Origin of the sequence: Bradyrhizobium sp. SZCCHNR2028, assembly GCF_032380995.1 — a bacterium.
In the GTDB taxonomy this organism is placed as follows: domain Bacteria; phylum Pseudomonadota; class Alphaproteobacteria; order Rhizobiales; family Xanthobacteraceae; genus Bradyrhizobium.
This window is the reverse complement of record NZ_JAUHJF010000002.1, coordinates 271,566-286,584: the sequence shown is the minus strand read 5'-3', so window position 1 is coordinate 286,584 and position 15,019 is coordinate 271,566. Positions and strand designations below refer to the sequence as shown.

Here is a 15,019-nt window from a genome sequence, read left to right as displayed (position 1 = left end):
GGCTCTGCTGGGAGGTGGAGTCGGACTGACTACGAGAGGCACGTCGAACGCGCGGCGCGACGAGACGATTGACGAGATCCGCCAGCGCACTGCGCGGCTTCTCGGCCGGTGCGGGCGCTGGTCCACTTGGCGCGGGCGCCGATAGTTTTTCGAAGGTAAAAGCAGGCATCGTGCATCCCCTCGCCGTTGAGTTGAGGCACTCCCCAGATCATGCGACCGTGGATGATCTTTACGATCGTGGTCGTCACGTCCATACGTTTCCTCGCCGCATCTCTTTCGGATGACCGGCATGCGACAGCAAATCTTTTTGCACAGGCGAATGCAAGGAGATTCTTCGTGCACTGCACTGCCTGCTGGAGGAGTATTCGTCGCCGACGCGGCAAGATCCACTTCTAAAGTATGAGACCGATGTTCGAAGCTCTGTTCCAGACGTTCGAAGAACCCGAAACCGGCGTGGCGCTGACCGCGCGGCTGGCTGCTCTCCGCGAGGAGCTGGCACGGCGCAAGCTGACCGGCTTCATCGTGCCGCGCGCCGACCAGCAGCAGAACGAGTATGTGCCACCGTCGGAGGAAAGGCTGGCGTGGCTCACCGGCTTCACCGGATCGGCCGGCCTTGCGATCGTGCTGCCGCAGGCCGCCGCGATCTTCGTCGACGGCCGCTATACGCTGCAGGCCGGCAAGCAGGTCGACGGCAAGGCCTGGACCGTGGAATCGCTGATCGAGCCGCCGCCCGAGAGTTGGTTGACGCGACACCTGCAGAGCGGTGACCGCGTCGGCTTCGATCCGTGGCTGCATACGACGGCCGCGGCCGAACGACTGGCCGCCGCCTGTGCCAAGGCCGGCGCGGAGCTGGTGCCGGTCGAGAGCAACCCGGTCGACAGCATCTGGACCGAACGCCCGCTGCCGCCGCTCGGCGCCGTATCCATCCACGGCGCCGAATTATCCGGCGAGAGCGAGGCGGACAAGCTCGGCCGGATCCGCCAGGAGATCGAGCGGCTCGGCGTCGAGGCGCTGGTGCTGTCCGATTCCCACAACGTCGCTTGGACCTTCAACATCCGCGGCGCCGACGTCTCGCACACGCCACTGCCGCTGTCCTATGCGCTGGTGCCGAAGACCGGACGTCCGACCATCTTCATCGATTCCCGCAAGCTCTCGAACCTGACACGCGATCATCTCGAGCAGAGCGCCGAGGTGGCGGAGCCGGACGTGCTGACACCGCGCCTGACCGAGCTCGCGCAATCCGGCGCAGCCATCGCGCTCGACAGCGCCACGGCAGCCGATGCCCTGACGCGCCTGATCCAGGGCGCCGGCGGCAAGGCGGTGCGCGGCGCCGATCCGGTCAGCCTGCTCAAGGCCGCCAAGAACGCGGTGGAGATCGACGGTACGCGGCGCGCCCATCAGCGCGATGCGGTCGCGCTGGTGCGCTTTCTGGCCTTCATCGATCGCGAGGCGCCGAAGGGCACGTTGACGGAGATCGATGCGGTCGAGGCGCTGGAGAGCTTTCGCCGCGACACCGGCGCGCTCAAGGACGTGTCGTTCCCGACCATCTCGGGTACCGGTCCCAACGGCGCGATCGTGCATTATCGCGTCACCCGCAAGAGCAACCGCCGCATCATGCCGGGCGATCTGCTGCTGATCGATTCCGGCGCGCAATATCAGGACGGCACCACCGACGTCACCCGCACGATCGCCGTGGGCGTGCCGACTGAGGAGATGCGCGACCGCTTCACCCGCGTGCTGCGCGGCCACCTCGCGATCGCACGTGCGATCTTCCCCGATGGCGCTACCGGCGCCCAGCTCGACACCCTGGCGCGGCAGTTCCTGTGGCAGGCCGGCATCGATTTCGAGCACGGCACCGGTCACGGCGTCGGCAGCTATCTGTCGGTGCACGAGGGACCCGCGCGCATCTCGAAGCTCGGCACGACACCGCTGAAGCGCGGCATGATCCTGTCCAACGAGCCCGGCTACTACAAGACCGACGCGTTCGGCATCCGCATCGAGAACCTCGAGCTCGTGGTGGCGAAGGACGTCGCGGACGCGGAGAAGCCGATGAACGGCTTCGAGGCGCTGACCCTGGCGCCGATCGACCGCCGCCTGATCGACGTCGCCATGCTGACCGCCGAGGAACGGGCGTGGCTCGACGCCTATCATGGCCGGGTCAGGGAAACCGTCCGTGCAGCGCTCGACGAGAACGACCAGCGCTGGCTCGATCAGGCGACTGCGCCACTGTAGCGATCCGCGCGCCCTGCTACCAACTGTCCCGCTGCCCGCATGGGCGCATGCCGAAACAGGCATTTCCGCGAAGCGGAAGGCCGCTACAGTCAGGGCGTTCACCTGATTTGAGCGGCACCATGCATGGAATGATCAGCAGACCGCCCGGGGCGGCGCCACCGCGCGCCGTCCCCTCGCGCACCGTGCTGGTCCTCCTGGTCGTCATGACCGGGCTGGCGCCGATCTCGCTTTACCTGCTGGTGCCGGCCCTGCCGCTGCTCGCGACCACGTTCGGGCGCGACGCCTCCGTCGTGCAGATGACGGTGTCGTTCTACATGGCCGGCATCGCGATCTCGCAGCTGCTGCTCGGGCCGCTCTCCGACCGCTTCGGCCGCCGCCCCGTGATGCTTGCAGGGCTCGCGCTGTCGATCGTCGCAAGCGTCAGTTGCATCTTCGCCGACACCCTGCCCCAGCTGATCGCGGCGCGCTTCTTCCAGGCGCTCGGCGGCGCCAGCGGCATGGTGATCAGCCGCGCCATCATCCGCGATCTCTATCCGCGCGAGCGCATCGGCGCGATGATCAGCCTCGTCGTCGCGGTCATGATGATCGCGCAGATGCTGTCGCCGCTGACCGGCGGCCTGATCGAGATCGCGTTCGGCTGGCACGCCATCTTCTACGTCGTCGCCGCGCTGTCGATCGTGACCGCGATCGCCGTGACCTTGACCCTGCCGGAAACGCGCCCTGCCCGCATCGAAGGCGCGAGCTTCCGCCACGACGTCGCCATGCTCGTCAGGAGCCGCGCCTTCCTCGGCTACATGCTCTGCCAGGTGCTGGCGTCGCAGATCATCTTCGCCTTCGCCGGCGGCGGGCCGTATATCGTCGAGGTGCAGATGGGCCGCTCATCGGCGGAGTATGGCGCGTGGTTTGCGACCACCGGCTTCGCCTATTTCGTCGGCAACCTGTTCTGCGTGCGCTACGCGCCGCGCCATTCGCTCGATCGGCTGATCTGGTTCGGATTGGGACTGCAGCTCACCAGTGCCGCGCTGAACTTCACGTGGAGCCTGTTCGGTTTCAACCAGGTGCCATCAGTGCTGTTCGGCACGCAGATGCTGCTGATGTTCGCCAATGCCGCCGTGATGGCGAATTCCGCAGCCGGTGCCATCAGCGTCCGGCCGGGCGCAGCCGGCACCGCTTCCGGCGCGATGGGATTCCTGCAAATGGGCGTGGGCGCGCTGACGTCGCAGCTCGGCGCCTGGCTCGGCGGCCATTTCAGCAGCACGCTGCCGCTGACATCAGCGATGCTCACCCTGTCCCTCGCCTGCGCCTGCAGCATGATCTTCCTGGTCCCGCGCACGCAGATCAAGGTGACGAAGGAGCTGATCGAGACGGCGGAAGAGGACGAAGCCGGGGTAATGTGAGGGAGGTACGTGAGCGACTGCACGACCGCGCGTCACTCTCGGCGTCATACCCGCGCAGGCGGGTATCCAGTAGGCCGAGGCGTCTCGGCCCTATGACAAATGCCTGTGGAATACTGGATCATCCGCTTTCGCGGATGATGACAACTGTTGGTGTCGCATCCAGCGTCTGTCGCAACCAACACTGCGGAGCTGCTACTCCCCGATCAGCTGCAGCCACTCGTCCTCGGTGAGCACCTGCACGCCGTGCTTTTGCGCGTCCTTCAGCTTTGAGCCTGCCCCCGGACCGGCGACGACGTAGTCCGTCTTCTTCGACACCGATCCCGACACTTTCGCACCGAGCCGCTCGGCAGTCGCCTTGGCCTCATCGCGCGTCATCTTTTCCAGCGTGCCTGTGAACACGACAGTCTTGGCGGCGATCGGCGAATTGCGCTTCGGCCTCTCCGCGTCGAGGATCTTGACCTCTTTCGTCAGCCGCTCGACGATGCCGCGGTTGTGGTCCTCGCCGAAATAGGCGGCGACGCTCTTGATCACGGTGTCGCCGATCTGGTCGAGCGCATCCATCTCCGCGATCGCCTCCTCGTCGCCATTGGCGACCTTGAGACAGGCCTCATGGAACGCCTCCCATGAGCCATAGCCCCGCGCCAGCGCCAGCGCCGTGGTCTCGCCGACATGGCGCATGCCGAGCGCAAAGATGAAGCGCTCCAGCGCGATCTCGCGCCGCGCGTCGATGGCATTGAAGAGATTGCGCACCGAGGTCTCGCCATAGCCCTCGATCTCCTCGAGCTTCAGCTTGCTGTTGCGTGCGGCCAGCGTGAAGATGTCGGCGGGCTCCTTGACCCAGCCCTGGTCGAAGAAGAATTGGATCTGCTTCTCGCCGAGACCATCGATGTCGAAAGCGCGGCGCGAGGCGAACAGCTTGAGGTGCTCGATCTTCTGGAACGGACAGGCGAACTCGCCGGTGCAGCGGGCGCGCGAGCCCTCCTCGCCGGTCGCAATCTCCTCACGCACGACGTCGGTATGCAGCGGACAAGGGCACGTCTTCGGGAAGTGGAATTCCTTGGCGTGCTCCGGCCGTTTGTCGATGAGGACGTCGACCACTTGGGGGATGACGTCGCCGGCGCGCTGGATCACGACGGTGTCGCCGATCCGGATGTCACGGCCCTCGCGCAGCACCTCGCCCTTGTTGCCGATCCCCTTGATGTAGTCCTCATTGTGCAGCGTCACGTTCTGCACGATGACGCCTCCGACACCGACCGGCTCAAGCTTGCCGACCGGCGTGAACGAGCCGGTGCGGCCGACCTGGATCTCGATGTCCTTGAGCACGGTCATGGCGCGCTCGGCCGGAAACTTGTGCGCGATGCCCCAGCGCGGCGTGCGCGACACGAATCCGAGCCGCTCCTGCCAGTCGATGCGGTCGACCTTGTAGACGACGCCGTCGATATCGTAGTCGAGCTCGGCGCGCTGCTCCTCGATGTGATGATGGAACGCGATCAGCTCCTCCACCGAGTGGCAGAGCCTCGTGAGCGGATTGGTGGTGAAGCCGCAGCGCTCGAACCATTTGATCATGCCGCTCTGCGTCTCCGCCGGCATCGCGCTCATTTCGCCCCAGGCATAGGCGAAGAAGCCGAGGGGACGCGAGGCGGTGATGGCCGGATCCTTCTGCCGCAGCGAACCTGCGGCGGAGTTGCGCGGGTTGGCGAAGATGGTGTCGCCCGCTTCCTTCTGGCGCTCGTTGAGCGCGAGGAAGGCCTGCTTGGTCATGTAGACCTCGCCGCGCACTTCGCAGATGTCGGGCAGGTTGCGGCCGTGCAGCTTGTGCGGCACGTCCTTCAGGGTGCGGATGTTGGCGGTGACATCCTCGCCCTCGGCGCCGTCACCGCGGGTCGCGGCGGTGACCAGCTCGCCGCCTTCATAGCGTAGCGACATCGACAGCCCGTCGATCTTCGGCTCGGCCGAGAAATCGATGCGATCGTCGGCAAGCTTGAGGAAGCGCGCGATGCGGCCGACGAAGTCGCGCACGTCCTCCTCGGCGAAGGCGTTGTCGAGCGACAGCATCGGCACCGCGTGCCGCACTTTCTTGAACCGGCCGGAGGGAGCCGCGCCGACCTTCTGTGACGGAGACTCGCTGCTGACGAGCTCAGGGAAACGCTTCTCGATCGCATTGAAACGGCGACGCAGCTCGTCATAAGCGGCGTCCGAGATCTTCGGCGCGTCATCCTGATAATAGAGCCTGTCGTGGGTCTCGAGCTCCAGCGCCAGCCGCTTCCATTCCACCTTGGCCTGGGCCTTGGTGAGATCGGCAACGTCGACGGGCTGCTTCGGTTTTGCTGTCTTGGGCATGCTGCGTACTGTCTGCTCGTCATGGCGGGACGGCCCGAAGGCCGCCCCGAAACGACGGTTTACACAATGCGCACGCCGGAGCCAAAAGCGTTCGGCCCGATCCCTCGGCTTATGCCGCCGCAGCCTCCAGCAGCCGGTCGGCGGCGGCACGGGCTTCGGCGGTGACCTCGGCGCCGGCCAGCATGCGGGCGATCTCCTCGCGGCGGTGCAGGGTGGCGAGCGTGTTGACCCGGGTGACGACACGCTTGCCGCGATCCAGCGCATCCTTGGAAATCAGGAGATGCTGGTCCGCCCTGGCCGCGACCTGCGGCGCATGGGTCACGGCCATCACCTGAACCCCGTGCGCGAGCCGCGCCAGCCGGGCGCCGATGGCATCGGCGACCGCGCCGCCAACGCCGGTATCGATCTCGTCGAACACCAAGGTCGGCGCCGAGCCGCGGTCGGACAGCACGACCTTGAGCGCCAGCAGGAACCGCGACAGCTCGCCGCCCGAGGCGACCTTCATCATCGGGCCCGGCCGCGTGCCCGGATTGGTCTGCACCCAGAACTCGACGCGATCGATGCCCTCCGGCCCCGGCGCTTCGGCGTCGCTGTCGACCTGGGTCATGAACTTGGCGCGTTCGAGCTTGAGCGGAGCGAGCTCGGCATGGACGGCCCGGTTCAGCTTCTCCGCCGACTTGGTCCGCGCCGCCGACAGCTTGGCCGCCGCCGCGGCATAGCGCGCATCGGCCGCCGCCGCCGCCGCTTCCAGCTTCTTCAACTGCTCGGCGCCGGCATCGATCAGGATCACATCGGCGGCATATTTGGCAGCCAAAGCAGCCAGACCGTCCACCGGCGTCGAATATTTGCGCGCGGCCGCGCGCAGCGCGAACAGCCGCTCCTCGATGCGCTCCAGCTCCAGCGGATCGAAATCGGTGGCCGCGAGCGCCACCGTCAGATGCTGATCGGCCTCCTCCAGGGCGTTGATCGCCGAATCGATCGCCTTCACCGCTGGATCGACCAGCGCGGGCGAGCTGACCGCGCGTCGCTCCAGCCGGCGGACCGCCGCAGCCAGCGCGGCAATCGGCGACTGGTTGCCGCTGACGGCATCCTGCGCGTCACGCAGATCGCCTGCGATCTTCTCGCCCTGCATCATGGCGGTGCGGCGGGCGGCGAGCTGCGTCTCCTCGCCCTCCTTTGGCGCCAGCTTCTTCAGCTCGTCCGAGGCATGCCGCAGATAATCGGCCTCGCGGGCCGCGCGCTCCATGCTCGCACGATGCTCATCGAGCGCCGTGACCGCGGTCCGGCGGGCCGCCCAGAGCGCCTCGACCGCGGCGACATCCTTCTCCAGGCCCGCAAAGGCATCCAGCAGCCGGCGGTGGGTGGCGGCATCGACCAGCGCACGTTCGTCATGCTGGCCGTGGATCTCGACCAGGGTGGCGCCGATCGCTTTCAGCGTCTGCACGCTGACCGACTGGTCGTTGATGAAGGCGCGGGTGCGGCCGTCGCCGTATTGAACGCGGCGCAGGATCATCTCGCCATCGGCATCCAGGCCGTTGGCAGCGAGGATCCTGGCGGCGGGATGATCCTTGCCGATCTCGAACACGGCCGTGACCTGCCCCTGGTCGGCGCCGTGGCGCACCAGGCTGGCGTCGCCGCGGCCGCCGAGAGCGAGAGCAAAGGCGTCGAGCAGGATCGACTTGCCGGCACCGGTCTCGCCGGTCAGCACCGCAAGTCCATGGGAAAATTCGAGATCGAGTCGTTCGATCAGGACGATGTCACGGATCGACAGTCGCGCCAGCATGGAACCGAAGTCCTTCGTAACGGGGCGGAACGCCCCTGAGCGAACGACTCGATGCTAGCAGCAAATAGAGAACAAAACAAGAATACAGAACAAAGCCAGACCGACCAGCCGATCTGGCCGACCGCTCAGCCCAGGCCCAGCTTCTTGAAGGCCCGAGAGATGTAGGAGCCCTTGTTCTCCTCGGGCTCGACGCCGCCCGACTTCACGAGATTGTAGGCGTCCTTATACCACTTGCTGTCGGGGAAATTGTGCCCGAGCACAGCCGCCGCCGTCTGGGCTTCGCCGACGATGCCGATCGTCATGTAGGCCTCGGTCAGGCGATACAGCGCTTCCTCGACGTGCCGCGTGGTCTGATACTGCGTCACCACCGCCTTGAAGCGGTTGATGGCGGCCGTGTAGTCGCGCTTCTGCATGTAATAGCGGCCGACATCCATCTCCTTGCCGGCGAGCTGGTCGCGGGCGCCCTCCATCTTGGCCTTCGCATTGGTGGCGTATTCGGAGGTCGGATATTTGCGTACCACCTCTTCGAGTGAGGCAATGGCCTTCTCGGTGCGGCCCTGATCGCGGCTGATGTCCGGGATCTGGTCGTAATGCGACGCGGCGATCAGGTATTGCGCATAGGCCGCGTCCGGGCTGCCCGGATGCAACGTCACGTAACGGGTGGCAGCGCCGATGCAGCCGTCGTAGTCGCCGGCCTGATAGGACGCGTAGGCCGACATCAGCAGCGATTTGCGGGCCCAGTCGGAATAAGGATGCTGGCGATCGACCTCCTCGAACTTCTTGGTCGCGCCTTTGACGTCCTTCTTCTCGTTCATCAGGAACAAGCCCTCATTGTAGAGCTTGTCCGCGGGCTCATCGACGAAGGTGTCGTCCTTGGCCAGGAATTTGTCCCAGAGTCCGCCGGTGCCGCAGCCGCTCAACAACGGCGCCAGCAGGATCAGCGACGCGGCGAGGCGGAGCCGGCCGATGCTTGCTGCGGGATGACGGAGGTCGCGCGTGAGACGCTGTATCGACATGCTTCTTTGGAACCCGATGCCTGTGATCTGATCTACGCCGCGCACCATGAAGGTCGCTTCATGACCGCGAAGGAAGAGCCCCGCCAGTGGCACGCATCACGCGGCCCCGGCCTCTCTAGCCGAAAACACTTCATCAACCAACCGCATAGGAAGCCAATCCGCCCGGATTAAGGCAAGATCGAGGCTGCCGCCGTGCATCATGGTTATCGCTGAAGAAGCCGCGGGAAAACCTGGAAATGCCGACAGCCCGTCCATGAGGAAGGATGCGGTCGGCAACAATCAATGACAAAAAATTCAGCGTACAAGATCTGCAGCCGAGCAAATACCGACGGCAGAATCGTGTTGCCCCATCGCGCCCCACGAGGGACGCTATCCGTTCGCTCGAGCCTCGCAGCAGGCGCTCAGGACACGTCCGGACCGTAGGCCGGGGCGACCATGCCACCGACCATGCCACCGACGGCGTCCGCGGCCACGCGGGGACGCCGCACGGTCTCGCCTTCGACGATCCGCCAGGCGGCGCGATCGGCCATCAGAGCGGTCAGGACCGCGTGGTTGAGCTTGTGACCGCCACGGACCGAACGATAGGTTCCGAGCATCGGCAGGCCGGCCAGCGCCAGATCACCGATCGCGTCCAGCACCTTGTGGCGGACGCATTCGTCCGCGTAGCGCAGACCTTCGGGATTGAGCAGACGGTCCTCGTCGAACACCAGCGTGTTGTCGAAGGAGGAGCCGAGCGCGAAACCGGCGCTCCACAGCCGCGACACGTCGCTCATGCAGCCGAAGGTACGGGCGCGGGCGATCTCGCGGCGGAAGCGCTCGGGATTGAGTTCGAAATGATAGGCTTGGCGGCCGATCACGGGATTGGTGAAATCGATCTCGGCTTCGACCCGGAAGCCGGAGTTGTTGGGACGCAGCTCGCCCGTCGAGGCACCCATGGTCACCTGGACCGGCTTGAGCACCTGAATGTAACGCCGTGGAGCCGACTGATTGACGATCCCGGCCTGGTCAATGGCAGCGACGAACGGCGCAGCGCTACCGTCCATGATCGGTACCTCGGGGCCGTCGACCTCGATCAGGGCGTTGTCGACACCCATGCCGCGCAGCGCGGCGAGAACATGCTCGGCGGTCGAGACCAGCGGGCCGGTGCGGTCACCGAGCACCGTCGCGAGCTCGGTCGCGATCACTGAACCGAAGGAGGCCTGGACCTCGCGGTCGGCCCCATCGAGGCCGGTGCGGAGAAACACGATCCCTGCATCGATCGGCGCCGGGCCAATCGTCAGGCTGACAGGCGCACCAGAGTGGACGCCTACACCGGTGACGGTGGCTTGCGAACGAAGCGTTGTTTGCCGGCTGAATTTCATCGACGATCGCCCAAGACCCCGCCTGACCCTTCATCGGTCGCCCCTCGCGAACCGACTCACTTTCAGGCATCCCCAAGTCACGGCAGAACTTAACGAGAGCCCCAAAGAGCGCCAACTCACGCTTCTTTACGGATTGTTACCCCATCTCTGCCGTATTCGCGCCAACCCTTAACCAAACTGGAACGTGGCCTTAACCCTCCTGGTTCCCGATCTAAACACCGAAAGAATAATTAATCATTTAAAATCAGTTAGTTGAAGGGCGATCGGCGCGCACCGGGAGGCCAAGGAAAAGGCCCGGCTCTCGCGAGCCGGGCCTGTTCAGCACCGTCAGGGCTGTAACAATTCTCAGGTTGCCTGCCGGCGGAGGAAGGCTGGGATATCCAAATGGTCGTCTCCCTGTGGCGCCGGGGACACAGGCGCGGGACGGCCATGGACATCCAGCCCCTGCGGCGCGGGACGGCGGGCATACTCCGAGACGGGCGATTCGTGGCTCGCAACCTGCTGAGCAACGTTCCGCTGCGGCTTCCGTTCCGGCAGCGGCGGCATCTGCGGCATGGCAGGACCCGCGGTCCGCACCGGCAGCGGCGGCTCGGCGTCCTCGTCCCGGCGGCCGAGACCGACATTGGCGAGACGCTGCAGCAGCGACATCCGGGTCTTCTGCGGATGCTCGTCGCCCTCGTCGCCCCTCGCCTGACGAATCTCGGCCTGGGCCGGCATCGGCAGGTCCTCGAACTTCGGCATGCGCGGCGCGCGGACCGGAACCCGCTCGGCGGCCTGCGGAATGAAGGTCTCGGGCAAGGCCGCCGGCTCGATCGGAGCCGCGCGCTGCGCCTCGGGCTCCGGGAACAGCGACGGCTTCTGTGCAATCGGGCGCACCGTCACATCGCCATAGGACGCTGCCTGCGCCGGGGCAGCCGACGGACCGGGCTCGCTTGCCATCGCGGCCGCGACGGCGGCCAGCGTATCACGCTCGAGATTCGGCGCCGGACGCGGCGCAGGCGCCATCGGCGCGGGTGCCGGAGCGGCGACGGCCGGAGCCTGCGACGCCTGCTGCTCGAGCTTGGCGGCGCGTTCAGCCAGGCGCTGATTGTCGGCGCGCAGGCGCGCGGTCAGATCGGCGAGGCGGCTTTCAGGAAGACCCGCAACAGCGGTCGGGGCGGCGGCAATCGGAGCGACAGCCGCCGCCGGCTGTGAGGTCGTAACGTTCCGGTTGAACTGCGCCTGCTCGATGCCGGTGGCAACCACCGAGACGCGGATCAGGCCGTCGAGCGATTCGTCGAAGGTGGCGCCGACGATGATGTTGGCGTCCTGGTCGACCTCCTCGCGGATGCGGGTCGCGGCTTCGTCGACCTCGAACAGCGTGAGATCCTTGCCGCCGGTGATCGAGATCAGGAGGCCGCGCGCGCCCTTCATCGAGGAATCGTCGATCAGCGGGTTGGCGATCGCGGCCTCGGCCGCGGTCAGCGCGCGCTTGTCGCCGGAGGCCTCGCCGGTGCCCATCATCGCCTTGCCCATCTCACGCATGACGGCGCGGACGTCGGCGAAGTCGAGGTTGATCAGGCCTTCCTTGACCATCAGGTCGGTGATGCAGGCGACGCCGGAATAGAGCACCTGGTCGGCCATCGCGAAGGCGTCCGCAAAGGTGGTCTTCTCGTTGGCGACCCGGAACAGGTTCTGGTTCGGGATGATCAGCAGCGTGTCGACGACCTTGTGCAGCTCCGAGATGCCCGATTCTGCGGTGCGCATGCGGCGCGCGCCTTCGAAGTGGAACGGCTTGGTGACGACGCCCACGGTGAGGATGTTCATCTCGCGCGCGGTCTTGGCGATGACCGGAGCTGCACCGGTGCCGGTTCCGCCGCCCATGCCGGCGGTCACGAACACCATGTTGGCGCCCGAGAGGTGATCGCGGATCTCGTCGATCACCTCCTGTGCGGCGGCGGCGCCGACATCCGGCTGCGAGCCGGCGCCGAGGCCCTGGGTCACCTGCGTGCCCATCTGGATGATGCGCTGCGCCTTGGACATGGTCAGCGCCTGCGCGTCAGTATTGGCGACGACGAAGTCGACGCCCTGAAGGCCAGCCGTGATCATGTTGTTGACGGCGTTGCCGCCCGCGCCGCCGACCCCGAACACGGTGATCCGGGGCTTCAGCTCGTGGATATCAGGAGGGGTAATAGTGAGTGCCATGATTGCCTCTCGATCACGCGCGGGTGGGTTCGCCCCGGCCGCCGGCCGCGGTTGGTGTTGTTGGAAATCGCATGGGATGGAAACCGGTCATCAGAAGCCCTCGCGTAGCCATCGTCCGACCTTTCCGAAGTAGCCGTCGGTTCCTGTCCCGACCTGCCGCGTATGCCGCGGTTCGACATGTTCGAGGTGCGCGTATTGCGGATAGACCAGCAGCCCCGTCGGCACCGCGAAGGCGGCGTTCTTGGCCTCGTTGGGAAGACGGCCGAAGCCAAGCGGGCGGCCGACACGCACCGGGCGGTCGAGGATCCGGGTCGCAAGCTCGACCAGCCCCGTCAGCTGGGAGGCGCCTCCGCTGAGGACGACGCGCGCCTTGGGTTCTGCCGCAAAGGGCGAATCCTTCAGCCGGTCGCGGACCATTTCAAAAATCTCCTCTGCGCGGTGCCTGACGATGTTCGCGATGGTGGCGCGGGACACGATCTGCGGAACATCCCGCTCGTTGTCACCGGCCGTCGGAACAGACATCAACTCACGCGCGTCGGACCCGCCAGTCAGCACCGTGCCATATAACGTCTTGATTCGCTCGGCATCTGCAATGCACGCTGATAGTCCGCGCGCAAGATCCATGGTCACGTGATGCCCGCCGAGCGCAAAACCGGAGGCATGGACGAAGCGGCCGCCGGAATAGATCGCGATCGTCGTGGTGCCCGCCCCCATCTCGACCACGGCAGCGCCGAGATCGGCCTCGTCGTCGGTCAGCACCGACAACCCGGCAACATACGGGCTTGCCGCCATGGCCTCGACGTTGAGATGGCAACGCTCCACCACGAGCATCAGGTTCTTGGCCACGGTGGCGTCGGTCGTGACCACGTTCATGTCGACGCCGAACTGCCGCGCCAGCATGCCGCGGGGGTCGCGGATGCCCTTCACGCCATCGAGCGTGTAGCCGACGGGCAAGGCATGCAGCACCGCGCGCCCGTCGCCGGTGGCGTGATGCATGCCGGTTGAGGTCACGCGGCTGACATCGGCCTGGGTCACGGCGCCGCCGCGAATGTCCGAGGTGGCCTCGATCAGATGGCCCATGACGCGGCCGCCGGCGACCGGCAGCAGCACGGACTCGACCCGCACCCTGGCCATGCGCTCGGCCAGTGCGACCGCCTGCCGCACGGCCTGCTCGCATTCGACGGGATCGACGACGGCGCCGGCCTTGACGCCGCGCGACTGGATCTGGCTGTAGCCGATCAGCTCGACCGTGTGGGTGCGGCCGCGCAGCGCGTCGCTCGGCGGCGCCGGCTTCAGCCGCGCGATCATGCAGGCGATCTTGCTGGTGCCGACATCGAGAGAGGCCACAAGCGCGGTGCGCTTCTGGCCCATCGGGCGCGTCTTCGGAGTCTGGCGATCGAAGCCGGTCATGCGTCACCGGCCTTCTTCTTGGACTTCTTGTCCTTGAACAGCTCGTCGTGCGCCTTCGCTGCGTCCTCGGACAGTTGCACCGTCAGGCGGTCCGGCAGCCGCAAGTCGATGGCGACGATGTCGCGTGAGAACAGCCGATCGTCCTGATCGAGCTGGGTCAGGGTGGCGAGCGCGTTGCCGACATCGTGCTCGGGCAGGCGAATGTCGAGGCCGTCCTTGGTACGCAGGTTCCAGCGCCGCTCGCCGACGAACACGGCGGCCTTGGTGACGGCGCGCACCTGCGGGTAACGGGCGAGCAGCGCCAGGAAATCGCGCGCGCGGCTCTCGGCCCCCTTGCCGACCACCAACGGCAGCGTCAGGAAACGGCGCGAGACGTATTGCTCGAGCACGGCGCCGTCATCGGCGATGACCGAGAGGCGGCCCTCCTGCTGCCAGAGCGCGAACGCCTTGCGCTCGACGACGTCGATCTGCAGCTGGTTCGGAAAGAACTTCTGCACCGTGGCGTCGGCGATCCAGGGGTTGGCCTTGAGCCTGTCGCGCACGGCGGCGGCATCGAGGAACAGCAGCGAGGAGCGGCCGGTGACGCCGCCGACGGCGAGGATCTCGTCCTGGGTGAGCTGCTTGCGGCCATTGATCGCCACGGCCGTGATGCGGAAGCCGGCCGCATTGGCCAGCGCATTGCGGGTGTCGGACAGGGCCGCGCTGACGTCCTGGGCGTGGCCGCCCTTGACGATGCCGAGCCAGACGCTGCCGAACAAGAGCACCACGGTCGCCACGGTGCCGAGCCGGCGCGGCAGATAGCGCTCGACGAGCTCGACCACGCGCGGCGGCGCCTCACGCTCGACCATCGGCGCGAGCGCGGCCTGCATCGGCGCAAGATCTCTTCGGGTCGACCGCCGGCCCAGAGGTTGCTTCGTGTATCCCCGCGCGAAGCGGACACGCGGAAGGCGGGCCGAGACATACTCGCGCAGCAGGATTGCCGCGCCAAGGGCAGCGGCTTTCAGGTTCGCTTGAGGCCTCTGCGATCGAGCGAGGCGTCCTGCACCATCCATTGCACGAGCTCATCAAACTGTTGCGCCCGCAGATACTCGCGGACCCGCGCCTGCGCTCCCGGCCGGCCGGACACTGGTGACGTCACGACCCGGCAGCCGAGCACCACTGAGGCGCCAGCGTTAACCTTCGGACGTCCTGGTAAACAAAAAGTAAAATCGGTCCGGAGAGACGAATTTTTTCTCCGATTTATGAGGACCTTGCCTGGAATTCTTAAGCATTTTACAGGTTACAGGAACCATCGGG

9 protein-coding genes are annotated in these 15,019 nt (G+C 66.3%); 2 read left to right on the top strand and 7 right to left on the bottom strand.

From position 1 onward, the window contains the following. Positions 1-408 precede the first annotated feature (408 nt). Both QX121_RS04440 and QX121_RS04435 read left to right on the top strand, forming a co-directional pair. A complete protein-coding gene (locus QX121_RS04440) occupies positions 409-2,232 on the top strand; it encodes an aminopeptidase P family protein (RefSeq protein WP_315778772.1) in 1,824 nt (607 codons plus the stop codon). A gap of 119 nt (positions 2,233-2,351) precedes the next feature. After that, positions 2,352-3,629, top strand: a complete 1,278-nt coding sequence (locus QX121_RS04435) for a multidrug effflux MFS transporter (RefSeq protein WP_315811277.1) — start codon at positions 2,352-2,354, stop codon at positions 3,627-3,629. A 192-nt stretch (positions 3,630-3,821) separates the two neighbouring features. Here QX121_RS04435 and ligA read toward each other — a convergent pair whose 3' ends face one another. From ligA to QX121_RS04400, 7 genes are all read right to left on the bottom strand, one after another. Next, entirely contained in the window at positions 3,822-5,969 is a 2,148-nt protein-coding gene (gene ligA / locus QX121_RS04430; protein WP_315736794.1) for an NAD-dependent DNA ligase LigA, read from the bottom strand. A gap of 109 nt (positions 5,970-6,078) precedes the next feature. Next, positions 6,079-7,752: a DNA repair protein RecN gene (recN, locus tag QX121_RS04425; protein ID WP_315811276.1), complete on the bottom strand. Its 1,674-nt coding sequence runs from the start codon at positions 7,750-7,752 to the stop codon at positions 6,079-6,081. Between the two features lie 125 nt (positions 7,753-7,877). Continuing rightward, complete coding sequence (locus QX121_RS04420) at positions 7,878-8,768, bottom strand: outer membrane protein assembly factor BamD (RefSeq protein ID WP_315736792.1); 891 nt, start codon at positions 8,766-8,768, stop codon at positions 7,878-7,880. Between the two features lie 401 nt (positions 8,769-9,169). Further along, entirely contained in the window at positions 9,170-10,129 is a 960-nt protein-coding gene (gene lpxC, locus QX121_RS04415; protein WP_315811275.1) for a UDP-3-O-acyl-N-acetylglucosamine deacetylase, read from the bottom strand. Positions 10,130-10,474: 345 nt separating this feature from the next. Next, on the bottom strand, positions 10,475-12,313 hold the full coding sequence (ftsZ, locus tag QX121_RS04410) for a cell division protein FtsZ (RefSeq protein WP_315811274.1): 1,839 nt from the start codon (positions 12,311-12,313) through the stop codon (positions 10,475-10,477). A gap of 90 nt (positions 12,314-12,403) precedes the next feature. Next, positions 12,404-13,723 carry a cell division protein FtsA gene (ftsA, locus tag QX121_RS04405; protein WP_315736788.1) on the bottom strand — a complete coding sequence of 440 codons (1,320 nt, stop codon included), beginning with the start codon at positions 13,721-13,723 and terminating at the stop codon, positions 12,404-12,406. Next, entirely contained in the window at positions 13,720-14,775 is a 1,056-nt protein-coding gene (locus QX121_RS04400; RefSeq protein WP_315736786.1) for a cell division protein FtsQ/DivIB, read from the bottom strand. The genes ftsA and QX121_RS04400 overlap by 4 nt, the downstream gene beginning before the upstream one ends. Positions 14,776-15,019: the final 244 nt, after the last annotated feature.

Coding starts and splice junctions, on each gene's coding strand:
- QX121_RS04440 (WP_315778772.1), top strand. CDS start 409: ATGTTCGAAGCTCTGTTCCAGACGTTCGAAGAACCCGAAACCGGCGTG.
- QX121_RS04435 (WP_315811277.1), top strand. CDS start 2,352: ATGCATGGAATGATCAGCAGACCGCCCGGGGCGGCGCCACCGCGCGCC.
- ligA (WP_315736794.1), bottom strand. CDS start 5,969: ATGCCCAAGACAGCAAAACCGAAGCAGCCCGTCGACGTTGCCGATCTC.
- recN (WP_315811276.1), bottom strand. CDS start 7,752: ATGCTGGCGCGACTGTCGATCCGTGACATCGTCCTGATCGAACGACTC.
- QX121_RS04420 (WP_315736792.1), bottom strand. CDS start 8,768: ATGTCGATACAGCGTCTCACGCGCGACCTCCGTCATCCCGCAGCAAGC.
- lpxC (WP_315811275.1), bottom strand. CDS start 10,129: ATGAAATTCAGCCGGCAAACAACGCTTCGTTCGCAAGCCACCGTCACC.
- ftsZ (WP_315811274.1), bottom strand. CDS start 12,313: ATGGCACTCACTATTACCCCTCCTGATATCCACGAGCTGAAGCCCCGG.
- ftsA (WP_315736788.1), bottom strand. CDS start 13,723: ATGACCGGCTTCGATCGCCAGACTCCGAAGACGCGCCCGATGGGCCAG.
- QX121_RS04400 (WP_315736786.1), bottom strand. CDS start 14,775: ATGGATGGTGCAGGACGCCTCGCTCGATCGCAGAGGCCTCAAGCGAAC.